Source organism: Actinoallomurus sp. NPDC052274 (genome assembly GCF_040679475.1).
In the GTDB taxonomy this organism is placed as follows: Bacteria; Actinomycetota; Actinomycetes; order Streptosporangiales; family Streptosporangiaceae; genus Actinoallomurus; species Actinoallomurus liliacearum.
Map to the genome: position 1 here is coordinate 38,288 of NZ_JBFAUT010000002.1, position 22,665 is coordinate 60,952.

A 22,665-nucleotide genomic window follows, 5' to 3' on the forward strand; every position below is an offset into this window, starting at 1 on the left:
CGCCAGCGGGACGGATGACCCGGTCGCCAGGACGCTGCCCGACCCCCGGATCCGCCCGCCAGCGGGACGGATGACCCGGTCGCCAGGACGCTGCCCGACCCCCGGATCCGCCCGCCAGCGGGACGGATGACCCGGTCGCCAGGACGCTGCCCAGCCTTCTCGGGCGTCTCAGTTCGAGGTTTTCCGTTGTCCCATCCAGGCCGCGATCTGGGCACGGGAGTTGAAACCCAGCTTGTTCAGGATGTGCTCGACGTGGCCCTCGGCGGTGCGCTGGGCGATCACCAACTTGGCCGCGATGTCCCGGTTGCTCATGCCCTCCGTGACCAGGTGGGCGATCTCCTCCTCGCGGCGGGTGAGCAGCGAGCCGTCGAGACCGGCGGTCGTGGCGAGCCGCTCGCCCAGTGCGTAGGTGAGGGCCTTGCCGAACGGCATCACGGCGCCCTCCTCACAGGCCGCCGCGAAGGCGCGGTCGCCCAGGGCCGTCCGCACACGGGAGACGCACTCGTCGTGACAGCCCGCCAGGTGGCCGTACCCGGACGGCGGTGCGCCGATCAGCCGCCAGGTCGTCCGCAGGATGCCCAGCAGCCGGGCGGCCCGCTCGTGGTCCTCTTCGGCGGCGGCGATCCAGGCGAGGACCTCGAAGTCGACCCCCATCCCCAGCGGGTCGTCGAGCTCTCGGTGGAACCGCAGGCTGCGCCTCTCCAGCTCCGCCGCGCGTCGCAGGTCGCCCTGCCGCCGGCTCTCGACGCCCAGTGCCATGGTCACGTACGCCCTGTGCCAGCGCTCGCCGCTCGCCTCACAGACGGCCAGCCCCTCCTCCCCGTACGCCATGGCGGACTTGGAATCGCCACGGAAGGAGCAGGCGAGGGAGAGCCAGATCAGCCCCAGCGCCAGACCTTCGCGGTCCCCGGTCGCCCGGTGCGCGGCCAGGCCGTCCTCGTAGTACCGGATCGCCGAGTCGGCGTCTCCCGCGTACATCGCGATCATCCCGCAGCACAGCGCGACGTACGCCTTGACGGATCGGGACCCGAGACGATCGGCGATGGTCCTGGCCTCGTGCAGCATGCTCATGGCCTGGCCGCTCTGCCCCTGCATGACGGCCATCCAGGCGTCGGCCCACAGCGCTCCGGCCCGCTCGGCGGTCGGCTCCCTCACCGCGGCGAGTCCGCGATCCAGCCAGTCGCGTCCCTCGGTGAGGTAGTAGTTGACGATCCAGTGATGACGCAGGCGGGCGGACATCTCCAGGCCGACGGCGCTCTGGCCCGGTGTGGCGAAGGAGTACTCCAGGGCCGCACGCAGGTTGGGATGTTCGGTCCGCAGGCGGGTGAGCCAGGCGACCTGGTCGGGGCCGAACCACTCGCGGTCGGCCCGGGCCACAAGGTCGCGGTAGTAGTCGCGGTGGCGTCGTTGGACGCGGGCCTCGCCGTCGGAGGCGATGAGGCGTTCGTGGCCGTACTGGCGGATGGTCTCCAGGAGGCGGTAGCGGACGGTTCCGGCGTGTTCCTCGCGGACCAGTACTGATTTGTCGACGAGTCCGACGACGAGGTCGAGGACGTCTCGGCGGGCGATGCCGTCGCCGGCGCAGACGGATTCGGCGGCTTCCAGGTCCAGGCCGCCGGAGAAGACCGAGACACGTTCCCACAGGAGGCGTTCGGGCTCGGTGCACAGGCCGTAGCTCCAGTCGATCAGGGCGCGCAGGGTCTGGTGGCGGGGCAGGACGGTGCGCGATCCGGAGGTGAGCAGCCGGAACCGGTCGTCCAGGCGGGCCAGGAGCTGGGTGACCGACAGGGCCCGCAGCCGTACCGCCGCCAACTCGATCGCGAGCGGCAGCGCGTCGAGCCGGCGGCAGATCTGTTCGACCGTCTCGCGGTTGTCCTCGGTGACGATGAAGCCGGGCACGACCGCCTCGGCGCGTTCGGCGAACAGCCGGACGGCGTCGCCGGCGACGACGCCGGTGTCGGGGCTCGTCAGGGTGCGGCCGGTCACCGGGAGGCTGGGCACCGACAGGGTCTGTTCGCTGGCGATGCCGAGGGCCTGGCGGCTGGTGGCGAGGATCCGCAGGCGAGGGCACTCGTGCAGCAAGGTCTCGGCCAGCGACGCGGACTCCGGGAGCAGGTGTTCGCAGTTGTCCAGGACCAACAGACCATGGGCGTCGCGGATGTGGTCGATCAGCACCTCGAGGGCGGGCCGGGTCGAGACGTCATCGATCCGCAGAGCGTCGCACACCGCGGGCAGCAGGTTCCGGTTGTTCAGCTCGGCGAGCTCGACCAGCCACACACCGTCGGGGAAGGACCGGTGAATCAGCATCCCCACGCGGAGGGCCAGCCGGGTCTTGCCGACCCCGCCGACCCCGGTCAGCGTGACGAGCCGGGAGACCGACAGGAGTCGTTTGACCTCGGCCACCTCGTGCCGACGTCCCACGAAACTGGTCAGCTCGGCCGGCAGGCGCGGCCTGTGCGGTCGAGACCCGACTCGATCGGAGTTCAGGGCGTTCATCGGAGCCTCCCAGCGGCTCCTGACCGGCCAGACCACGGCAGAAGCTGCGGCTACGCGCAAACAAGAGTCTAGCCATCTGAATGGTCGTTAACGCAGAGTCACCGTCAAAACGGCTTTGCACTCCCTGGAGGTCACATGAACCGTCCCCCGGCGATCTCCAGGACGGCGCCCGTCATGTAGCTCGACAGGTCCGAGGCGAGGAACAGCACGACGTTCGCCACCTCCTCGGGCTCTCCCGCCCGCCCCATCGGGATCTCCCGCATCTTCCCCTCCCAGACGTCCTCGCGCATCGCCTCCGTCATCGCCGTCCTGATCAGCCCGGGCTGGACCGCGTTGACGCGTACGCCCAGGTAGGCGAGCTCCTTGGCGGCGGCCTTGGTCATGCCGACGATGCCCGCCTTGGCGGCGCTGTAGTTGGTCTGGCCGGCCATCCCGACCTTCCCGGAGATCGAGGAGACGTTCACGATCGCACCCCGGCGCTGCTCCCGCATGACGAGCGAGGCGGCGCGGGTGCCGTGCCAGGTGCCCTTGAGGTGGACGTCGATCACGGCGCCGAAGTCCTCCTCCGTCATCTTGCGCATGGTGGCATCCCGGGTGATGCCCGCGTTGTTCACCATGACGTCCAGCCCGCCGTGCTCCGTCACGCACCGATCGACCAGCGCCGACACCTCGGCGGCCGAGGTGACGTCGCACGCCACGGCGACCCCGCCGACCTCCTTGGCCGCCGCCCGCGCGGCGTCCAGGTCACGATCGCCGATCACCACGCGCGCGCCGTTCGCGGCGAACACCCGCGCCGTGGCCAGCCCGATGCCCTGTGCCGCGCCGGTGATCACGGCGCTCCGTCCCTCCAGCAGCCCCACGGATCCTCCTCGACTCGGGCGACTTCCGCCGTCATGCTCGCACGCCGCTACGGTGGGAGACCGAGGAGGCATGACCGTGCCCGAGCTGACCGAGGAAGAACGCGCCATCGTCGAGGTCGTCGCCGACTTCGTCGACCGGGAGGTACGCCCGGTCGTCCGGGACCTCGAGCACGCGAACACCTATCCCGAGCGCCTCATCGAGCGGATGAAGGAGCTGGGCGTCTTCGGGCTGGCCGTGCCCGAACCGTACGGCGAGGTAGCCGTTTCCAAGCGGTGCTACGTCCTCGTCACCGAGGAACTGGCCCGCGGCTGGATGAGCCTGGCCGGGGCCTTCGGCGGTCACACGGTCGTCTCGCACCTGATCGGCGTCTTCGGTACCGAGGAGCAGAAGCGCCGCTACCTGCCCCGCATGGCGACCGGCGAGCTCCGGGCCACCATGGCGCTCACCGAGCCGTCCGGCGGCTCCGACCTCCAGGCGATCACGACCACCGCCCGGCGGGACGGCGATCACTACGTCGTCAACGGCGCGAAGATCTGGATCACCAACGCGCGCCGGGCGGGCCTCATCGCCCTGCTCTGCAAGACCGACCCCGAGGCGACGCCACGACACCGCGGCATCAGCATCCTGCTCGTCGAACCCGGACCCGGCCTGACCGTCTCCCGCGACCTGCCCAAGCTCGGGTACAAGGGCGTCGAGAGCTGTGAGCTGGCCTTCGACGACCACCGCGCGCCCCTCGACGCCGTGCTCGGCGGCGTGGAGGGCAGCGGGTTCGCGCAGATGATGCGGGGCCTCGAGGTCGGCCGCATCCAGGTGGCCGCACGGGCGCTCGGCGTCGGACGCGCCGCGCTGGAGGACTCCCTGCGGTACGCCCAGGAGCGCGAGGCGTTCGGCCGGCCGATCTGGCAGCATCAGTCGATCGGCAACTACCTGGCCGACATGGCGACCCGACTGCGGGCCGCTCAGTTGCTCACGCTCGACGCCGCCGACCGCCTGGACGGCGGCGAACGCTGCGACCTCGAGGCCGGCATGGCCAAGCTGTACGCGTCGGAGGCCGCGATGCGCATCGCCCTCGACGCCGTCCGCATCCACGGCGCGGCCGGCTACTCGACGGAATTCGACGTCGAGCGCTACTTCCGCGACGCCCCGCTCATGATCGTCGGCGAGGGCACCAACGAGATCCAGCGCAACGTCATCGTCAAGCAACTCATCGACCGCCACCGCCTCCACTGACCACGTGATATGGCCCTCACCGGCTTGCGGGCTCCTCCGCATTCCGGACGGTCTCCGTCGTAAGTGACCAAAGCAGATCAAGACGGCGTGGTAAGCCACGTCGTCCTCCAGCCAATCAGGAGGCAGTTATGGCCCGTCAGGTCGTCATCAAGTCCACCGGGGAGTTCATGGTCTCGGCGGACGCCCCCATTCCGCCCGCCACGGTGCAGGCAGCGACCAAGGGACGGCGTGGAGACGTGTCGGAGCGCGTGCGTCAGGTCCTGAACGGCTTCGACGGTGTCGACGCCTCTTCGGCCACCACCGATGCTCCGAACGGGCGGCCCACCTCCGATGGTGGGTGCGCCATCGTGGTCACGGGCACGCTCAACTAGGAGTGAGCAGACCCCGCTGAGGCGGGAGTCTCCTCTCCACCACCAGCGGCCCTCCACCTCCCGGTCACGGGAGGCCGGAGGGCCGTATGCGTTCCTGGCGCGGCGGTGACTTCGCCGCCGTCGTGGTCACCCTGCCGCCGACGTTGCCGGGCCGATGACCGGTTCGCCGGGTCTGCTACGTCGATACCGACGTCAAAGCCACTGATCGATCGGACCAGATGGCCCAAGGGTCCGATTGAGCCGGCCTTGCACTCGGGGTCGGGCATAACGCTCGGCGAAAGTCCGCGCTGCCGGGTGGTTCATCCTGATAAAGGACCTGCTCCGGGTGGCTTCACCGAGCGTTATGCCCACCCAGTACGAATCGCCGAGTCACCTGGCAGCACGAGAACATACGTCCGGGCTACTACTTGTCTGTTCAGTCGCTTTCCGGGATAGCTGTCTCTTCGGCTTGCGCGGCGTACCCTGGCCGCAGGGTCATCGCTATTCGTTGGGAGCCCCCCATGCCCGAGACTCTTCCCCCTGAGCTGACGCGTGGCGAACGTATCCGTGTCCTTCGTGAACGTCGGGGCATGTCCCGTACGGTGCTCGCCAATCTGGTCGGCCGTGGCCCCGACTGGCTGAAGAAGATCGAGAGGGGCGAGCGGGAGCTACGCGATTACACGCTTCTCGTGCGGCTCGCCGTAGCTCTTCGCGTCAATGACCTGTCCGTAATCACTGGTGGAACGACTCCGGTTCCGGTTGACGCCTCTTCGCGCCTCATGCTGCCGTTCGTCGGTGAGATCCGCGATGCCGTGCGGGGGGCGCTGTTCTCGCATCCGTCACAGGACGACCCGCCGTCCGTGGACGTACTTCGCGGGCGGGTCTCGGAACTATGGCGGCTGTGGCACTCCTCGCGCTTCCAGCGCTCGGAGGTCGGCCAGATGTTGCCCACTCTCATTCGAGACGCTCAAGTGTCGACGCGGCACTTCGACGGGCCGGACCGACGCAAGGCGTACGCGGTGCTCGCCGACGTCTACCACCTGGCGCAACAGGTGCTTGCATACGCCTGTGAGCCGGAGCTGTACTGGATCATCGTCGACCGTGGCCGTCTCGCTGCCCAGGAAGCGGACGATCCAGTGAGCCTCGCGGGAGCCGCATGGACGTACGGCAACGGGCTCCGAGAGACCTACGCCGAAGAGGCCATTCGCGAGGTGGAGACGGCCGCGACCGCACTCACACCGCTCCTGGAGGAGGGCTCCGACGATCTCCGGGCCATGTACGGTGCGCTGCATCTGCACGCCGCGATCACCTACGCGCGGGACGGAAGAGACGGTGACGCATGGCGTCACTGGGACGAAGCCAAACGCGTCGTCGAGCGGCTTCCCGCTGACTACACGCACGCCTGGACCGTCTTCGGGCGGGCGAACGTCGACATTCACGGGATCTCCGTCGGGGTCGACCTCCGCACACCCGGTGCCGCTCTGCAGCGCTCCGAAGATATGAACCTCGACACGGTCCCGTCCGTGGAGCGCCGGTCGCGTGTCCTCATCGAACTCGCTCGGGCACAGCACCAACGGCATGACCATGCGGGCACCCTGCATTACATGAACCGTGCGCACGCAGCGTCGCCGGAGTCCGTGCGCTACACCCCTCTTGCCCGAGGACTCGTGTCCGACCTGCTACGCGAGGCACGGGGACCGCTCAAGAGCGACGCCGTCGCACTCGCTGACGCGGTGGGGGTGCTTGCGGGGTAGGGGTACACAGTGTCCCCATCTGATAACTCTCGGTTGCCTATCGTTCAGGCATGACACAAACGGGAACACGGCCAGAGCTCTCGGAGGACGCGCACACGGTCGCAGACCGTTTGGCGCGGGCCTGCCGGATGGAGGGGTTAAGCGCCGACGTGCTCGGCCCTACGCGAGTGCGGGCCTGCGTGCCAAAGACGCATGCGGGGCTGACGGAGATCATCAAAATCATGCCCGATGAGGGCGAGGTTCTGTCCTTCTACTGGAGCTGGGGCGAGCGCATCTGCCCGGCCGCCGACATAACCAGGGCGGTTGCCGCGATCAAGCACGTCGTCACCCCACCGCTTCATTCGGCATTCTGATGACGTCACCGGACGAGCTGATGCGCTCCGTGCACAACTTCCACGCCACCGTGAACCGGATGCGCCGACCGGGCGTCTCGTGGATCGCCGAGGTCGCACAGCTCAAGATTCTCGTCGGCAAGTATCCAGTCCACGCTCGGGAATTCCTGGCGCATCTGGGCGAACCGGCTGACGGTGACGGAACACCGCTCGGCGCAACAACAGAAAAGGGAAGGACGTGACCGCCGTGGTGCCGGGCCGCGGCCTGTCGGAGTGGACTCGTGCCGGGACCGATATGGACGGTATCCCGCTGTGGCAGTGGAACGGGGAGCCGGTGTATGCCGCGACTCGTGACACGGATCAGCTCATTTTTCTTGGCGCCGCTCTGGCGTGGTTCGACGAGATGAGCGCCGAGGATTTTCATGCGTTCATCTCTTCGGCACCGGTCCCGGCCCACAGCGCGACAACGGACGGCGCCGAAACCGATAGTGAGCGTGCGGCGAATGCCGCAGGCAGCTCTTCGCCTGGCAGAAGGGCTAGCACCCAAACCCAGTGGGTGATTCCGCCGACTCGGAGTATCGACCTCTAGGAGCGCCTAAGACGCGTAACGATGACGATGGGAGGTGAGCATGGGCAGGCACGGTGGAGGCAACAGCGACAGCAACACGCCGACGGACGGCAGAGACCCGCAGGGCGGAAAGCGCGGCACCGGCGGCAACACCAACGACAATCCGAGCGACGGTAAGCGAGGTAAGTGAGTGATGAAGTCCCCTGACCCGCGTGCACGCGCAGAAGCCCTTGCTGACCTGCTCGCGGGTCAAGGGGACCTCACGGATGAGCGGTGGCGGCAAGCGCTGGTGGAGGTGCCACGGCACCTGTTCGTGCCAGACGTCGCCTGGGCGAACCCGGACGGTCCTGCCCCCGGGTACCCCGTCGACCGGACCCGCGACGAAGCGGCCTGGTGGGAGGCCGTGTACTCCGATGCGTCGTTGGTCACCCAACGCGACGACGGCGGCTCCGACGTGCTGGGCGACGGACTGGCCAGCTCGTCCTGTTCGGCTCCGGGAGCGGTCTTCGCATTCCTGGAATCGCTCATGGTCAAGGATCACGATCGGGTCCTGGAGATCGGCACGGGAACCGGTTGGACGGCCGCGCTGTTGTCGCACCGCGTCGGCGACCGGAACGTCACCACCATCGAGATCGATCCGGTGCTGGCGGAGCGGGCGGCGGCGAACCTCAAGACGGCCGGATACGCGCCCCGCCTGGTCGTCGGTGACGGTGCCGAAGGGTGGCCGGACGGTGCGCCGTTCGACCGCGTCCACGTGACCTGCGCGGTCGCGACGATTCCGTACGCCTGGGTGGAGCAGACCCGTCCGGGTGGGCTGATCCTCACTCCCTACAGCCCTGGCTACGGGTACGGCTGGTTGGCCCGCTTGGCCGTCGTCGGCGACGGAACGGCCGTCGGGCGGTTTCCGAGCTCGGCCGGATACATGCTGATGCGCTCGCAGCGCCCGGCACGCGGAGCCGCGTTCGACTGGGTGCACGGGTCGGATGACCCGGCCGAGTCGACGACCCGCCTCGACCCGCGGCACCTGCACGACGACACCGACGCGGATTTGTTCATCTGCGCTGGCGTGCCCGGCGTGCAGAAACGCCTCTACTACGACGAGGAGACGGACTCCGGGGAGGCGACATTCTGGGTGCTCGAGAATGCCGGGCACGATGGGTCTTGGGCGTCGGTGGACTACGTGCCCGGCAAGACCGAGTTCCTCGTCCAACAGCATGGGCCGCGCCGCCTGTGGGATGAAGTCTCCGCGGCGTATCTCCGGTGGCTGTCCCTCGGACGTCCGGCCCGGGATCGGTTCGGGCTGACGGTCTCACCGGAAGGCGAACGCGTGTGGCTTGACGACCCGATCAACCTGATCGGACCGTAGCGGAAGCGGGTCGGGCAGTGTCCGGGAGGTGTGTCATGACTGCCGACATGGTGGTTCCCCTGTGGATGCACGAGCAGATCACGGCGGAGCAGTACGACTCCTGGTCCGACGAGCAGTGCGCCGGCATCGAGGTCGTGGACGGGATGGTCGTCGTGAGCCCGCGTGCGTCCAAACGGCACAACCGGCTGGCCCGCATTCTGGCGAACGCCTTGGACGCCGCTGCGGGCCCGGACTGGAACGCGGACACGGACTTCGACGTGCGGCTTCAGGACGTGCCACTCACCAATCGCCGTTCGGATGTCGTCGTGTATCGGGCGGGCACGATCGACATCAAGCCTACTCGTCCCGAGCATGTGCTGCTGGTGGCGGAGGTCGTGTCACCGGGTTCGGAGACGACCGACCGGATCGTGAAGGTCGACCAGTACGCCAAGGCCGGGATCGCGTTCTACTGGCGCGTCGAGCAGGCCGCGACGGGCGTTCCCCTGGTGTACACGTATGTCCTTGATCCCGCGACCAAGACCTACCGCGACGGCGACGTGTTCACCGGCATCGTCAAGGTCGTGGCCCCGTTCGCAGCGGAGATCGACCTCGGCCAGATCTGAGCCACGCGCTGTCGGCGGTCCGTGCGTGAGCGATGTGTGAGCAGACGGCCCGGCACAAGGCGCCAGGAGCCGCACGCATCGGGTGGACGGAGCGGGCTCAAGCGGTCAGAGTGCTGTGCATGTGGTCGTCCAGCTCAGCCACGAACCGCTCGTTGCGCCAGGGGCTGAGGGCAAGACGCGCTTCGCGAATCCGCTGAGCGGCCACCCGTCCACGTGTGCTCGCCGTCAGATCCACGCACTCGTGGAGGAGTTGGACGGCGGCTGTAGGCGCGTCGAGACGGAGACACGCCGTCGCCCTATCGGTGAGGACAATGCCTCGCTGTACGGCATCCCGTGGTCTCCGGAGTGCGCTAGCGGAGTCGGTGAACTGGCCCTCAGCCTTGACGGGGTCTCCCACGTAAAGGTGACACAGGCCATCGAAGCCTTGTAGCCGTCCGGCGTCGAAGCTTCCTGGCGCGGGATCTTCGGCGCTAGCACGATCAACCTCGTGCGACGCGATGTGCAGCGCGGTGAAGGCACCGCGAGCGTCACCGGCCCGCGCCCTCATCTCGGCTTGCAGGGCGTATGCACGGGCACGAACGAGGGCGCTGCTGCCTTGGTCTGCATCGTGTACGGCCTCGTCCGCCATCGACTGGGCCTTACCGAGGTCTCCTGTGGAGTACAGAGTCACCATCGTCTGGCTTGTTCCTACCATCGCACGGCGCCAGGGGTCCGGCAGGCGGTCAGCGGCGGCCAGGGCCTCGGAGTAGAAGCCGGCCGATGAGGGGTCATCGTAGGTCTCGAAGGCCAGGCGAGCGGCGATGGTGCACGCGGTACTTGAGATCGAAAGAACCTGCTCTCGCAGATCGTCGGGGCACGGGTCCGGCGAGAAGCGTGCGACATGACTCGATGATCGGTACGAGTCCGAGCTGAAGTCGTACGAACGGTACGGCGCCGATGCGGTCATTGAGCTCGGCGACGGCCGCGCCCAATTGTGCGATCAACTCGTCGTCGGTGTGGCATGGGTCGGCCAGCGCCGGCATGAGGGAGCCTGTGAGGCTCGGACTGAGGAAGGCGAGCAGGCCACTGGCCCCATTCGTCAGGGCGTCCGCCACCAGGTCACGAAGCTCCGAAATCCGGGAGGTCTCAATCCCGTACATGGCGAACACGGCCATGAGCTGATCGAGATCGGAACCGGGACCGAGTGCCGTCGTCCCGCGTTGATATGCGTAGATATGGGCTAGCAGGAGCTGATAGCGCTCGCCAGGACGGACCGCCTCGTTCTCCCAGCGTGCGATGGTCCGCTGAATGGTGCTCAGCCGCGCCTGGGCGACAGCGGGCATGCGGAGACGGCGGGCCGCATCTCTTAACGCGCGAGCCTCGTCCAGCAGAGACCAGCCCCGGCCCACACGCAAGACGCGCAAGCGCTGGGCGGCTCGCATCCTGCCTTCGGGCATCACAGAATAAGTACAACACATTACTGTCGGTTACACAGGCACAATGAGGCGAGGCTTCCGCTGTTCAGCGGCGTAGTTCGCCGTGTACCAGGTTCCCCGCGTCTGATCCACGCCGCGCGGAAAGGCGATCACGAACTCACTGCGGTCCACCATCCAACGATTCCGAAAGTGGTAAGCCCCGGTCGATGGATGATCCGAGTGTCGTAGTTCGATCAACTCGCCGAGCCGTCCCTTGCCTTGTGCCGTCGCTATCGCCTGGCGCGCTTCAAAGGGCTGATCAGCGAGCGTTCCGGGAGTCACCACAGTGATCTTCGACCTTGCCTCGGTCACCAGCCAGAGAAGGGCAAGGGAATCAATGCCGACGGCACCTCCGATATAGAAGTGCGTCGCCCCGTCGGCGAATGGCGCAAGGTACTCAGCGAATACCGCATCGTACTCTCCGAGCGGCCGGTGTTCCGTCGTGCGGGTGCCTGTGATCGTTATCGCTGCGGGCATGCCGTACCTCCCACCACATGCCATCGGATGTCATCTGCCGTCAACACCGCCTCGCAGAGTTCCATCGACTCCATGACAGCTCAAGAAGCATCGCAGGAGGAGACCCCGGCCGGACTGAACCATGCTCAGAAGGTGGACCGGTTGGTTCATCTATGCCGCGAACTGGCCAAGCGCGGGATCCGGGTCGAGATGAGCGATGCGCGTCCGGCGGTGTTGGTGCGCTCGACTCTGACGGCGCCGCGGGTGTCGGTCGAGGTGGTCGATGGGGCGTTCGTGTGGCGCCGCGACGACTACGACAGGCACCCGGCCGAGGATGTGGCCGGAGCGGCCTACCGTATCGCCGACTACCTCAAGGCGCGCGACGGGGACGGCCCGGAATGACCGGTCACCACTTGTGGGCGCGTCTCACCCGGCCTCACGGCGTCTCGTCATGAACCCGGATCCTGCGTGGGTGATCTCGCGACGGTTCCCGGGCCTGGTGTTCTGGTTCGGACGGCACACCCGGTCCTGGTGGGCAGTGGTGCGGGTTCCGGGCGGATGGCGGCTGGTGGAGGCGGCCGATGCGGACGACCTTACGCGTGCGGTGCTGGAGGTACGGAACGGGGTGCGGCCTCGTGTGGCGAGGCCGCATCCGGCTGGCCGCTGGGCGAGCTGAACAACCCCTACGAGGTCCGTCAGGCGATGCGTTCGAAGACGGCGGCGAGGCCCTGGCCGCCGCCGATGCACATGGTCTCCAGGCCGTAGCGGGCGTCGCGGCGGCGCAGCTCGTACAGCAGTGTGGCGAGGATGCGGGCGCCGGTCGCGCCGACCGGGTGGCCGAGGGAGATGCCCGAGCCGTTGACGTTCAGCTTCTCGAGGCCGGCCTCGTCCAGGTCCCACTCGCGCAGGACGCCGAGCACCTGCGCGGCGAACGCCTCGTTCAGCTCGATCAGGTCCATGTCGTCGAGGCTCAGCCCGGCGCGGCCGAGGGCCTTCTCGGTCGCGGGCACGGGGCCCAGGCCCATCAGGTGCGGGGGCACGCCGGCGACGGCCCAGGAGACCAGGCGGGCCTGGGGGGTCAGGCCGAGCGCGGTGGCCCGCTCCCGCGTCGTGACGAGGCAGACGGCGGCGCCGTCGTTCTGGCCGCTGGAGTTGCCCGCCGTGACGGTCGCGCCGTCGACACGCATGACCGGCTTCAGCGTGGCGAGCCGGTCGAGGGTCGTGTCGGCGCGGGGGTGCTCGTCCCGGTCGACGACCTGCACGCCCTTGCGGTCGCGGACCTCCACGGGCACGATCTCGTCGGCGAACAGCCCCTTGTCCTGGGCGCGCACCGCGCGCTCGTGGGAGCGCAGCGCCAGCTCGTCCTGCTCCGTACGGCCGATCCCGTAGCGTTCGCGGACGTTCTCGGCGGTCTCCAGCATGCCGCCCGGCACGGGGTGGTGCTCCCCGCCCGCCGTGACACGGGCGCGGGCCAGCCGGTCGGTCAGCTTGATCTCCGGGCCGGGACGGCCCCAGCGCAGGTCGGTGGCGTAGTACTCGACGCCGCTCATGCTCTCCGTGCCGCCGGCGATGACCATGTCGCTCACGCCGGTCGCGACCTGCATCACCGCGTTGACGATCGCCTGCAGCCCGGACCCGCACCGCCGGTCCACCTGCACGCCGGCGACCTCGACCGGCAGGCCGGCGTCCAGGGCGGCGACGCGGCCGATGGCGGGCGCCTCGCCGTTCGGGTTGCAGTTGCCGAGGATGACGTCGCCGATCTCCTGGGGGTCGACGCCGGTCCGCTCCACCAGCGCGCGGATCACCGTCACCGCGAGCTCCTGCGCGCTGACGTCCTTCAACGCTCCGCCGAACCGCCCCACCGGCGTACGAACCGGTGCACAGACCGCAACCTCGCGCATATCACCACATCCTCTCGCGACAACCCTACGTTTCGGGTCACGAGAGGGATCGCCGGGTCTTCCGGCAGGTGAGAACCACTCCGAAGTTCAGCCGGCCTGGTCGCCGGGCGGCATCTGCGGGCTCTCCTCCTCGGCCGTCTCGTGCGCGCCCACGCCGGTGCTCTGCTCGGCCGTCGCCTCGCCGACCGGGCGGTCGGCGCCCTCGGCGGGTTCGGCGTTCCGCCCGGAGGCCATCTCCTCCGCCCGCGCGCTCTCGCTCGTGCCGACGCCCAGCGGGCTCCGTGCGTCCATGTCGGTCGACGGGACGCCCTCTTTCTCCTCCTCGGACGGGACGCGGCCCGGCCACTGCGGCTCGGGTGGAGGCGTCCGGAAGGCCTTGTCACCGGCCTGTTTCGTCTCCTCGCTCGCGGTGCCGACGTCGGGCGCGGAGCCGTGCTGCTCTTCGTCCTCGGGGAAACGGCCCGGGCGGTCGGCGCCCTCTGACTCCTTCACCGGGGAACCCCCCTTCTCCCATCACGGTCAGCAGATCCGGGGCAGCGGATCACCGACCAGCACATCGACGATTCGGGTGCCGCCGAACGCGGTCCGCAGCAGGACCAGCCCCGGCGGGTCCGCTCCGACCCGGCCGATCACGGCGGCCTCCGCGCCGAGCGGGTGGGACCGCAGGGCGGCGAGCGCCGCGTCGGCGGCCGGTTCGGCCACGACGGCGACCATCCGGCCCTCGCAGGCGACGTACAGCGGGTCGATGCCGAGCAGCTCGCACGCTCCGCGCACGGCGGTGCGGACCGGGATGGCGTTCTCCTCCAGCACGACGGAGATCTTGGACGCCTCGGCCATCTCGTTGAGGATGGTCGCGACGCCCCCTCGGGTCGCGTCGCGCAGGAACCGGACCCGCCCGGGGCAGGCGTCCAGCAGCGGCCCGGTGAGCTCGCTGAGCGGCGCGGTGTCGGAGGTCAGGTCGGCCTCGATGTCGAGTTCGCCCCGCGCCAGCATGATCGTGATGCCGTGCTCGCCGATGGGGCCGGAGACGATCACCACGTCGCCGGGACGGGCGGCGGACACGCTCAGCGTCGCGTCACGGTCGAGCACGCCGATGCCGGTCGTGTTGATGTAGCAGCCGTCGCCCTTGCCGCGCTGCACGACCTTGGTGTCGCCGGTGACGATGTTGACGCCCGCCCGCTCGGCCGCCGTCGCCATCGCCTCGGTGATGCGCCGCAGGTCGGCGATGGGGAAGCCCTCTTCGAGGATGAACCCGGCGGACAGGTGCCGTGGCCGGGCCCCGCACATCGCCAGGTCGTTCACCGTGCCGTTGACGGCCAGGTCGCCGATGTTGCCGCCGGGGAAGAACAGCGGCGTCACCACGAACGAGTCGGTGCTGAAGGCGAGCCCGTCCACGGTCGCGCCGTCCTCGAGAGGCTCCAGCAGCGGGTTGCGGAACGCCTCCATGAACACCGCCTCGATCAGGTTGTGCGTGGCCTTGCCGCCGGCGCCGTGGCTGAGGTTGATGTACTCCTCCCGGACGCGCGCCTTCCGGTGCCGGGCCCGCTCGATCCGCTCGAGGACCTGCGCCTCCCGGTCCCCGGGAACCTCCCGTACGGCCTCCGCCCGTGGCCGCTCGTCCCGTACGGCCGCTCCGGGTCGCTCGTCCCGTACGGCCGCCCGTGGTCGCTCGTCGCGTGCGGCCGCCGGTGGCCGTTCGTCGTTCATCGGGTCGTCGCCTCCTTCACCCGCTCCCGGGTGAACCGGCCGTAGTTGTAGTACGCCGCGCAGGCGCCCTCGGACGACACCATGCAGGTGCCGATCGGCGTCTCCGGCGTGCACGCGGTGCCGAAGACCTTGCACTCCCACGGCTTGAGGACGCCCTTGAGCACCTCGCCGCACTGGCAGGCCTTCGGGTCGGCCACCCGGCTGCCCGGGATCTCGAAGATCCGCTCGGCGTCGAAGGCGGCGTACCGTTCCCGCACCCGCAGCGCCGAGTGCGAGATGAAGCCCAGGCCGCGCCACTCGAAGTACGGGCGCAGCTCCATGACCTCGTTGATCGCCATGAGCGCCCGGCGGTTGCCGTCGTACGGGACGACGCGGGAGTACTGGTTCTCCACCTCGCTGCGGCCCTCGGCGAGCTGCAGCAGGATCATGTAGATCGACTGCAGCACGTCCAGCGGCTCGAACCCGGACGTGACCAGCGGCTTGCCGTAGTCCCGGGCGATGAACTCGTACGGCCGGCAGCCGATGATCGTCGAGACGTGGCCCGGTCCGATGAACCCGTCCAGGCGCAGGTCGGGAGAATCGAGGATCGCCTTGATCGCCGGGATGATCGTCACGTGGTTGCAGAAGATCGAGAAGTTCTCGATCCCCTCGGCCTTGGCCCGCAGGACGGTCATCGCGGTCGACGGCGCGGTGGTCTCAAAGCCGATGGCCATGAAGACGACCTGCCGGTCCGGATGCTGCCGGGCGATCTTGAGGGCGTCCAGCGGGCTGTAGACCATGCGGATGTCGGAGCCCTCCGCCATCGACTCGAAGAACGAACCACGGCCGCCCGGCACCCGCATCATGTCGCCGAACGAGGTCATGATCACGTCAGGCTGCTCGGCGATGTGGAGGGCGTCGTCCACCCGGCCCATCGGGATCACGCAGACCGGGCAGCCCGGCCCGTGCACCAGCGTGATCGTCTCGGGCAGGTAGTCCTCCAGGCCGTGCTTGTAGATGGTGTGCGTGTGGCCGCCGCACACCTCCATGAACTTGTAGCGCCGGCCCGGCTCGCACAGCGAGGCGATCTTCGCGGACAGGGCCTGCGCCTTCTCCGCGTCGCGGTACTCGTCCACGAAGCGCATCGGGGCTCACCCCTTCTCGATCTTCGAGTCGCGCAGGGCGGCCATCTCGTCGGCGTACGCCTGGCCGATGCCCTCGAGGAAGGCCAGCGCCGCCTTCGCCTCCTCCTCGTCGATCTTCGACAACGCGAAGCCGACATGGATGAGGATCCAGTCGCCGGGCGCGAGGTGCTCGCCGTCCAGCAGGCCGATGTTGATCGCCCGCCGGACGCCGCTCACGTCCACCTTGGCGAGGTCAGGCCGATCCGGAAGGATCTGCACGATCTCGCCGGGAATTCCCAGGCACATTTGCCGCCTCCACCAGCTCGATTGACTCGAGGACGAGCTCGTCGCCGCCCTCGATCGCCAGGTCGGTCCCGCCGCACGCGGGGCACACCGCCACGAGGCCGTCCGACGTCGTGGTCCGGTCGCACCGGCCACAGGTCAGCCGGACCGGGTCCACGATCAGCTCCACGCGCGCGCCGTCGGCCACCGTCCCGTCGGCGGCCAGCGCGAACGCCTGGTCGAGGGCGTCCGGGCTGATCCGCAGCAGGACCCCCGCCCGTACGCGCGCCCGCCGCACCGGACGGCCGTCCGCACGCCGCTCCACGGCCGCCAGGACCGCCTCCGCGATTCCGAATTCATGCATGTGGGCTCCTCACATTCGCCGGATCTTCAGGTAGCGCCTGATATCGGGCAGTGACTGGACGAACAGGAACGTCAGCCCGGTCAGCGCTCCCGCCACCGCGGTGCCGAGAAGCAGGCGTTTCACCACTGATCACCCCTCCTTCCGGTCGAGGGCCTCCCGTCGGAGACCAGCTCTTCGCGGATCAGGTCGAGGACGAGGTCGGCGGCCGGGTCGACCGCGTCGGCCACCGGGGGGCTCAGGTCCATGCCGGGGGAGGTGTCGGCCGGCTCACAGCCGACGAGGAGGACCCGCCCGGTCGTGCCGTCCAGCGTCGCGGCCAGGGCCAGCACGGCCTCGGGCGTCATGTCGTGCGCGTCCACGGAGCCGTCCGCGACGTCGCCGGGGGCGGGCCGCAGCACGTAGAGCGTGCCGGGCGGGCCGCCGCGCGGCACCGCGTCGATCAGGATCGTGGCGGCGTATCCGCCGGTCAGCTCGTACGCGAGGTGGATGCCGCCGATGCCGAAGTCGGTGACCGTCACGCCCGCGGGCACGGCCATGCCGGCGAGCCGGCGGGCGACCACGCTGCCGAACCCGTCGTCCCCGAGGAAGATGTTGCCGCAGCCCGCGACCAGGATCGTCATGAGCCGCCTCCCGGCCCGGCCTCTCCCGGCCCGGTGCCTCCCGGCCCGGTGCCTCCCGGCCCGGTGCCTCCCGGCCCGGTGCCTCCCGGCCCGGCCTCTCCCGGCCCGGCCTCTCCCGGTCCGCTGTCTCCCGGTTCGGTGTCTCCCGGTTCGGCGTCGCCGGGCAGGGGCTCCACCTCGTCCGGGGCGAAGTAGCGGAACCTGCCCTGCGCACGCGCCAGGTCGGCGCCGGGGTCGTCCTCGAGCGTCACCGCGAGGTACCGGACGCCGTCGACGTCCTGGAAGACCGCCTCGACCAGGGCCGTGCGCCCCGCCAGGAACATGTCGTGCGCGTCCGCCCGCCGCCGGCCCGGCCGGAGCCGTACGCGGCTGCCCCGGGCGACGCGGACACCGGAGACGACCACGCTGTCGGTCTCCGGCGCCACGCTCCGGTCCGCCCCGGGGTTCCACCAGGGCGGCTGCCCACTGGACGGGGCGTCCTCGGGCCGGGTGACCTGCCGGATCGCGCCGTGCAGCCGCTCCATCAGCTCCGGTGGGAGGCCGCCGACGCGTTCGATCAGCTCGGCGGCGCGCGGGTCGGTCGCCCGCGCCTCCGCCCGCTCCCGGTCGGTGAGGGTGAGGGTGCGCAGGCTGAGCAGCTCGTCGATCTCGGTCGAGTCGAACAGCGGCCCCGGGCTCTCCGGCGCGATCGCCGGATGGTCGTACAGGATGATCGGCGCGGACAGCACGACGTCGTGCTCGCCGGGCTCGCCCGCGAGCACCGGCCAGGTGTGCCGGTTCCGGCAGCCCGCCGCGGCCGGGGCCGCCCACTCGGGCGGATCGATCAGTGAGATGAAGTCGCCGCCGCTCAGGCCGATGATCAGGTGGGTGGCGAGCAGCGAACGCCGCAGCGCCTGCTCGCGCGGCGCGCTCGCGTCCGCCCAGCCGTGCGTGTTCGCGACCGTGACGCGGAGCCGGGTCAGTCCGTACGGTCCGGGCAGCCGCTCGGCCCGGACCCGCAGGGCGGCGCGCAGGGACAGGTGGTCCAGGACGACGTGGCCGCGCCGCTCTCCCCGCGCGTCCGTGATCGGCTCCGTCGACCGCTCCCCGCACACTCCGATCACGATGGTCCGTTCGACGCCGATGACGTCGCCGAGGCGGAGCACGACCTCCGCCTCGCGTTCCGCCGCGTCCTCGTAGGTCAGGTACGTAGTGTCGCCCACGGTGAGACCGGTGACCGGCCGGCACCGGCCGCCCACCGCCTCCTCGACCGTACGGGTCCGCAGGTGGAGGAAGCGGAGCAGCACCCGGAGCTCGGCCTCCGGGTCGGCGGTCAGCAGGCACTCGGTCACGCTCGCCGACGGTTCGGCGGTCGCCGGGTAACCGGGCGGGACGAGCACGCCGAACTGCCAGCGCACGCGGTTCTTGGCGGCCGAGGCGCGGTACGGGTACAGCAGGTAGCCCTCGTAGAGGACCGCGTCGGCGACCTGCCGGGCCCGGTCCATCGCCGCCCTCAGCGGCGCGTCGGTGGGTTCGTGTCGCCTCATCGGTCCCCGGCCTCCTCCAGCAGCCGTTCGACGGTCTCGTCCCAGGTCGCCAGCGCGCGGGCGGACTTGTAGCGCAGCAGACCCCGCAGGGTGTCCCGGCGCAGGCGCAGCCAGCCGGTGTCGGGGAAGTACAGGTCCATCACCTCGCGCCACAGCGCCACGGGCAGCCGGTACCGCGCCTCGCGGTCCCAGGGCACCGGCGTGACCTCGAAACCGCGCTCCGACCGGCAGAACACGGTGCCGCTGAACAGCAGCAGCAGCGGGATCTCCCCGTCCTCCAGCGAGGCGAAGTACTTGCCCGCGGCGACCTCGAGGTCGTACCCGCAGGGCACCGGCACGTCGACCTCGATGCTTCCGGTGAACGACGGAACCGTGACGGAGAGGGTGGCGAGCTGCATCGCCCGGACCGTGTCGTGCCAGCGGGTGACGGGGCCGAACAGGTCGCCGAGCAGGTCCGTCTCGCCCGAGGTGTAGTGCCGCCGCGCGGGCTCGATCCGGATCTGACAGCGCAGCGCGATGGCGTGCACGCCGCCGGGTGCGTCGTCGGTGACGCGCAGCCGCAGGACGAGCGTCGGGACGGCGGCGTACGGGTCCGCCTGCGCGCCCACGCACGCGAACTGCGGGGAGCAGGGGAACCGCGACTCATCCATCGCCCGCCTCCTCCGGGAGGACCTCACGGGCGCGACCACGAAGCGCGGCGAAGTAGTCCTCGATCGCCTCCCACGCCTCCTGGCCGCCGGCGAAGCCGCGCCAGTGCAGCCGGACGATTCCGACCAGCTCGTAGCAGGCGTCGATCGGCACGAGGTAGCAGGCGAACCGGTCCTCGGCGGCCCGGTCGACCAGCAGCGCCTCGACGTCGGGCCGTACGCCGGCGAGCGCCGGGTTGGCGGCGAGCACACGGTCCCAGGTGCCGAGGGGGAGCTGCGACTCGGTGGCGCCGCCGGGGCTCGGGTAGAAGGCGACGTTCCGGCCGAGCGCGGAGTTGTGGAAGAAGAAGGCCATGCGGACGGGGATCTGGAGCTCGTCCCAGTCGGCGGCCGACATCCGGAAGTCCCGGGTGTGGAGGTAGCGGTCGGGCACCGAGCGGAACCGCCCCCGGCCCGCGCCGTCCTGGGTGAACAGCAGGTGGCAGGGCGGGCACGTGCACAGCAGCGCGCGGGACTCCAGGTTCACGACGTGGCCGTGCCGGTCGCCGAGGGACTCGGCGCACAACTCGCAGCGCTCCACGTCCGCGGCCGGGGGCTCGCGGAACCGGCGGAGTCCGCCCCAGGTCACCGGACCGCCTCCTCCGGCACCGGGCAGGGACCGGGCGGCGTACGGGGCCGGGGGCCGATCTGGAGCAGCCGGGGCTCGGGCTCCGGCTCGGGGACCAGGCCCTCGACGTCGACGCGCGAGATCTCCGGGGCCGCGCCGGCGATGGCGCGCTCGATGGCCTGGGTCACGGTGACCCGCGAGGACGGGCAGCCGTGGCACGTCCCCTCCAGCCGCAGCCGTACGACGCCCTCCGCGTCGATCCCGAGCAGCTCCACGCCGCCGTCGTGCAGGCCGAGGTACGGGCGCACCTGGTCCAGCGCGGCGCGGACCCGCTCCTCCGCCGTCAGCGGGTGCAGGTCGTGCAGGACCAGCAGACCGGAGACGAGCTCGTCCGAGGCGAGCCGGCGCAGGGTCTCCGCCGCGTCCGTCTCGGTGACGATCTCCATGACGCGTTCGAGCCCGGCGCCGTACAGGCCGACCACGGAGCGCAGCAGCTCCTCGACCTTCGCGGCGGTCGCGGCGTCGCCGAGCCGGCCGAGGTCGGCCAGCAGCGCGTCCACCCGGTCGCCCGTCGCGCGGACGTCGTACGTGCCCGGCATGTCGGCCCCCCTCTCCGCGACCTGCCGGCTCCGGTCACACCGGACCGAAGGCGTGTGGACTGTGCAGTGTGCGCAGCTCCTTGCCCTTGCCGAGGTACATGTGCACGCCGCAGGGCAGGCACGGGTCGAAGCTGCGGACGGTCCGCATGATGTCGATGCCCTTGAACGTCTCCGGTGGGTTCTCCTCGAAGATCGGGGTGTTCTGCACCGCGTCCTCGTACGGCCCCGGGGTCCCGTAGGAGTCGCGGACGCTGGCATTCCACGGCGTCGGCGGGTACGGGTGGTAGTTGGCGATCTTGCCGTCCCTGATCACCATGTGGTGGGACAGGACGCCCCGGACGGCCTCGGTGAAGCCGCAGCTGATCGCCTCGTCCGGCACGGTGAACGGCGACCAGGTCTGCGAGTGCCCTTGCCGGACCTCGTTCATGGCCTGCTCGCAGAAGTACAGCGCGCACGCGGCGGAGTACGCCTGGAAGTAGGTGCGGGCCCGGTTGCGCTCGATCGCGTTGGACAGCGGTTCGCCGTTCCACTGCGGGATCCGCCACTCGAACGTCTTCTCCGGCAGCGTCGCCGTCTTCGGCAGGTTGATCACGACGCTGTGGCCGGTCGACCTGACGTAGCCGATGTCCAGCAGCCCGGACAGCGCCGTCGACCAGAGCCGCGCGAGCGGCCCGCCGCCGGTGTCGAGGGCGAGGAGGTTCTCCCCGTCGAACCAGCGCGGCGACATCACCCAGCTGTACTTGTTCGTGAAGTCGCGCTTCTGCGGCTTCGGGATCGTGTGCTGGTTCCACGGGTGCCGGATGTCCACCGGGTTGCCGAGCGGGTCGGTCCGCACGAACGGCTCTTGGTCCGCCCAGTCGTCGTAGTACGAGCTGCCGAGCAGGATCCGGATGCCGAGGTTGATGTCGACCAGGTCGTTGGTGACGAGGTTCCCGTCGACGATCACGCCCGGGGTGACGAACATCCGCCGGCCCCAGTCGGACATGTTCTCGTACCGGAAGTCGCAGTGCTCCGGGTCGTTCAGGCTCCCCCAGCAGCCGAGCAGCACCCGCCGCCGGCCCACCTCCTGGTAGCCGGGCATCGCGTCGTAGATGAAGTCGAACAGGTCGTCGTGCATGGGCACGACCCGCTTCATGAACTCCACGTACTTGGTGAGCCGGGTGAGGTAGTCGGTGAACAGCTGGATCGTCGCGACCGTGCCGACGCCGCCCGGGTACAGCGTGGACGGGTGGACGTGCCTGCCCTCCATCAGGCAGAACATCTCCCGCGTCGTACGGCTCACGGCCAGCGCCTCGCGGTAGAAGTCCCCTTCGAGGGGGTTCAGCGAGCGCATGATGTCGGCGATCGTGCGGTAGCCGTGCTCGCCGGCGTGCGGGGCCTCGGTGCGTTCGGCCTGGGCCAGCACGCCCGGGTTGGTCTCGCGGATCATCTTCTCGCAGTAGTCGACCCCGACCAGGTTCTCCTGGAAGATGTTGTGGTCGAACATGTACTCGGCGGCCTCGCCGAGGTTGATGATCCACTCGCCGAGGGCCGGCGGGCGTACGTCGTAGGCCATGTTCTGCGCGTACACCGAGCAGGTGGCGTGGTTGTCGCCGCAGATCCCGCAGATCCGGCTCGTGATGAAGTGCGCGTCGCGCGGGTCCTTGCCCTTCATGAAGATGCTGTAGCCCCGGAAGATCGACGAGGTGCTGTAGCACTCGGCGACCTCCCGGTTGGCGAAGTCGACCTTGGCGTAGATGCCGAGGCTCCCGACGATGCGGGTGATCGGGTCCCACGCCATCTCGACGAGGTTGCGCTCCCGCTGCTCGGCGGGCTTGGCGCGCTGCGGTGCGGTGGTCAT

The 22,665-nt window shown here is 69.8% G+C and carries 25 protein-coding genes; 9 read left to right on the forward strand and 16 right to left on the reverse strand.

Annotated features, from left to right (window positions below; all coding sequences use genetic code 11):
* Window positions 1–168 precede the first annotated feature (168 nt).
* Window positions 169–2,496, reverse strand: a complete 2,328-nt coding sequence (locus AB0K82_RS01980) for a LuxR C-terminal-related transcriptional regulator (protein WP_364391582.1) — start codon at window positions 2,494–2,496, stop codon at window positions 169–171.
* 131 nt (window positions 2,497–2,627) lie between these two features.
* Window positions 2,628–3,356: a 3-oxoacyl-ACP reductase FabG gene (gene fabG / locus AB0K82_RS01985; RefSeq protein WP_364391584.1), complete on the reverse strand. Its 729-nt coding sequence runs from the start codon at window positions 3,354–3,356 to the stop codon at window positions 2,628–2,630.
* A gap of 70 nt (window positions 3,357–3,426) precedes the next feature.
* On the opposite strand from fabG, the gene AB0K82_RS01990 reads away from it, so the two are divergent.
* The 8 genes from AB0K82_RS01990 to AB0K82_RS02025 all read left to right on the forward strand — a co-directional run bounded on the left by AB0K82_RS01990 (window position 3,427) and on the right by AB0K82_RS02025 (window position 9,559).
* A complete protein-coding gene (locus AB0K82_RS01990; protein ID WP_364391586.1) occupies window positions 3,427–4,587 on the forward strand; it encodes an acyl-CoA dehydrogenase family protein in 1,161 nt (386 codons plus the stop codon).
* A gap of 128 nt (window positions 4,588–4,715) precedes the next feature.
* On the forward strand, window positions 4,716–4,958 hold the full coding sequence (locus tag AB0K82_RS01995; RefSeq protein WP_364391588.1) for a hypothetical protein: 243 nt from the start codon (window positions 4,716–4,718) through the stop codon (window positions 4,956–4,958).
* A gap of 500 nt (window positions 4,959–5,458) precedes the next feature.
* Entirely contained in the window at window positions 5,459–6,691 is a 1,233-nt protein-coding gene (locus AB0K82_RS02000) for a helix-turn-helix transcriptional regulator (protein ID WP_364391590.1), read from the forward strand.
* Between the two features lie 50 nt (window positions 6,692–6,741).
* Window positions 6,742–7,044 (forward strand): hypothetical protein, encoded by a 303-nt coding sequence (locus AB0K82_RS02005; RefSeq protein WP_345350739.1) that lies wholly within the window; start codon window positions 6,742–6,744, stop codon window positions 7,042–7,044.
* A complete protein-coding gene (locus AB0K82_RS02010) occupies window positions 7,044–7,265 on the forward strand; it encodes a hypothetical protein (RefSeq protein ID WP_364391592.1) in 222 nt (73 codons plus the stop codon). Before AB0K82_RS02005 ends, AB0K82_RS02010 begins: the two co-directional genes overlap by 1 nt.
* The gene (locus AB0K82_RS02015) at window positions 7,262–7,612 is read left to right on the forward strand and encodes a hypothetical protein (RefSeq protein ID WP_364391594.1); all 351 of its coding nucleotides are present in this window, start codon (window positions 7,262–7,264) and stop codon (window positions 7,610–7,612) included. Before AB0K82_RS02010 ends, AB0K82_RS02015 begins: the two co-directional genes overlap by 4 nt.
* A gap of 274 nt (window positions 7,613–7,886) precedes the next feature.
* Window positions 7,887–8,957 (forward strand): methyltransferase domain-containing protein, encoded by a 1,071-nt coding sequence (locus AB0K82_RS02020; RefSeq protein WP_364391596.1) that lies wholly within the window; start codon window positions 7,887–7,889, stop codon window positions 8,955–8,957.
* A 35-nt stretch (window positions 8,958–8,992) separates the two neighbouring features.
* Entirely contained in the window at window positions 8,993–9,559 is a 567-nt protein-coding gene (locus AB0K82_RS02025; protein ID WP_364391598.1) for a Uma2 family endonuclease, read from the forward strand.
* Window positions 9,560–10,326: 767 nt separating this feature from the next.
* Here the strand turns inward: AB0K82_RS02025 and AB0K82_RS02030 are convergent.
* Both AB0K82_RS02030 and AB0K82_RS02035 read right to left on the reverse strand, forming a co-directional pair.
* Window positions 10,327–10,881, reverse strand: coding sequence for a hypothetical protein (locus tag AB0K82_RS02030; protein ID WP_364391600.1), 555 nt, complete (start codon window positions 10,879–10,881; stop codon window positions 10,327–10,329).
* Between the two features lie 144 nt (window positions 10,882–11,025).
* Complete coding sequence (locus AB0K82_RS02035; protein WP_364391602.1) at window positions 11,026–11,490, reverse strand: hypothetical protein; 465 nt, start codon at window positions 11,488–11,490, stop codon at window positions 11,026–11,028.
* Window positions 11,491–11,562: 72 nt separating this feature from the next.
* Here AB0K82_RS02035 and AB0K82_RS02040 point away from each other — a divergent pair, with 72 nt between their 5' ends.
* A complete protein-coding gene (locus AB0K82_RS02040) occupies window positions 11,563–11,871 on the forward strand; it encodes a hypothetical protein (RefSeq protein WP_364391604.1) in 309 nt (102 codons plus the stop codon).
* Between the two features lie 293 nt (window positions 11,872–12,164).
* Here AB0K82_RS02040 and AB0K82_RS02045 read toward each other — a convergent pair whose 3' ends face one another.
* From AB0K82_RS02045 to AB0K82_RS02100, 12 genes are all read right to left on the reverse strand, one after another.
* Window positions 12,165–13,370, reverse strand: coding sequence for an acetyl-CoA C-acetyltransferase (locus AB0K82_RS02045; protein ID WP_364391606.1), 1,206 nt, complete (start codon window positions 13,368–13,370; stop codon window positions 12,165–12,167).
* 87 nt (window positions 13,371–13,457) lie between these two features.
* A complete protein-coding gene (locus tag AB0K82_RS02050; RefSeq protein WP_364391608.1) occupies window positions 13,458–13,862 on the reverse strand; it encodes a hypothetical protein in 405 nt (134 codons plus the stop codon).
* Window positions 13,863–13,889: 27 nt separating this feature from the next.
* Window positions 13,890–15,077: a hydrogenase expression/formation protein HypE gene (gene hypE / locus AB0K82_RS02055; RefSeq protein WP_364391610.1), complete on the reverse strand. Its 1,188-nt coding sequence runs from the start codon at window positions 15,075–15,077 to the stop codon at window positions 13,890–13,892.
* Window positions 15,074–16,201: a hydrogenase formation protein HypD gene (gene hypD, locus AB0K82_RS02060; RefSeq protein ID WP_364391612.1), complete on the reverse strand. Its 1,128-nt coding sequence runs from the start codon at window positions 16,199–16,201 to the stop codon at window positions 15,074–15,076. Before hypD ends, hypE begins: the two co-directional genes overlap by 4 nt.
* Window positions 16,202–16,207: 6 nt before the next feature.
* Window positions 16,208–16,486 (reverse strand): HypC/HybG/HupF family hydrogenase formation chaperone, encoded by a 279-nt coding sequence (locus AB0K82_RS02065; RefSeq protein ID WP_364391614.1) that lies wholly within the window; start codon window positions 16,484–16,486, stop codon window positions 16,208–16,210.
* Window positions 16,434–16,826, reverse strand: a complete 393-nt coding sequence (locus AB0K82_RS02070; RefSeq protein WP_364391616.1) for a hydrogenase maturation nickel metallochaperone HypA — start codon at window positions 16,824–16,826, stop codon at window positions 16,434–16,436. Before AB0K82_RS02070 ends, AB0K82_RS02065 begins: the two co-directional genes overlap by 53 nt.
* A gap of 119 nt (window positions 16,827–16,945) precedes the next feature.
* Entirely contained in the window at window positions 16,946–17,446 is a 501-nt protein-coding gene (locus AB0K82_RS02075) for a hydrogenase maturation protease (protein WP_364391619.1), read from the reverse strand.
* A complete protein-coding gene (locus tag AB0K82_RS02080) occupies window positions 17,443–18,972 on the reverse strand; it encodes a hypothetical protein (protein ID WP_364391621.1) in 1,530 nt (509 codons plus the stop codon). Before AB0K82_RS02080 ends, AB0K82_RS02075 begins: the two co-directional genes overlap by 4 nt.
* Window positions 18,969–19,622, reverse strand: coding sequence for a DUF6084 family protein (locus tag AB0K82_RS02085; protein WP_364391623.1), 654 nt, complete (start codon window positions 19,620–19,622; stop codon window positions 18,969–18,971). The genes AB0K82_RS02080 and AB0K82_RS02085 overlap by 4 nt, the downstream gene beginning before the upstream one ends.
* On the reverse strand, window positions 19,615–20,247 hold the full coding sequence (locus tag AB0K82_RS02090; protein ID WP_364391625.1) for a DUF5947 family protein: 633 nt from the start codon (window positions 20,245–20,247) through the stop codon (window positions 19,615–19,617). The genes AB0K82_RS02085 and AB0K82_RS02090 overlap by 8 nt, the downstream gene beginning before the upstream one ends.
* Complete coding sequence (locus AB0K82_RS02095; protein ID WP_364391627.1) at window positions 20,244–20,825, reverse strand: NifU family protein; 582 nt, start codon at window positions 20,823–20,825, stop codon at window positions 20,244–20,246. The genes AB0K82_RS02090 and AB0K82_RS02095 overlap by 4 nt, the downstream gene beginning before the upstream one ends.
* Before the next feature lie 34 nt (window positions 20,826–20,859).
* Window positions 20,860–22,665 (reverse strand): nickel-dependent hydrogenase large subunit, encoded by a 1,806-nt coding sequence (locus AB0K82_RS02100; protein WP_364391630.1) that lies wholly within the window; start codon window positions 22,663–22,665, stop codon window positions 20,860–20,862.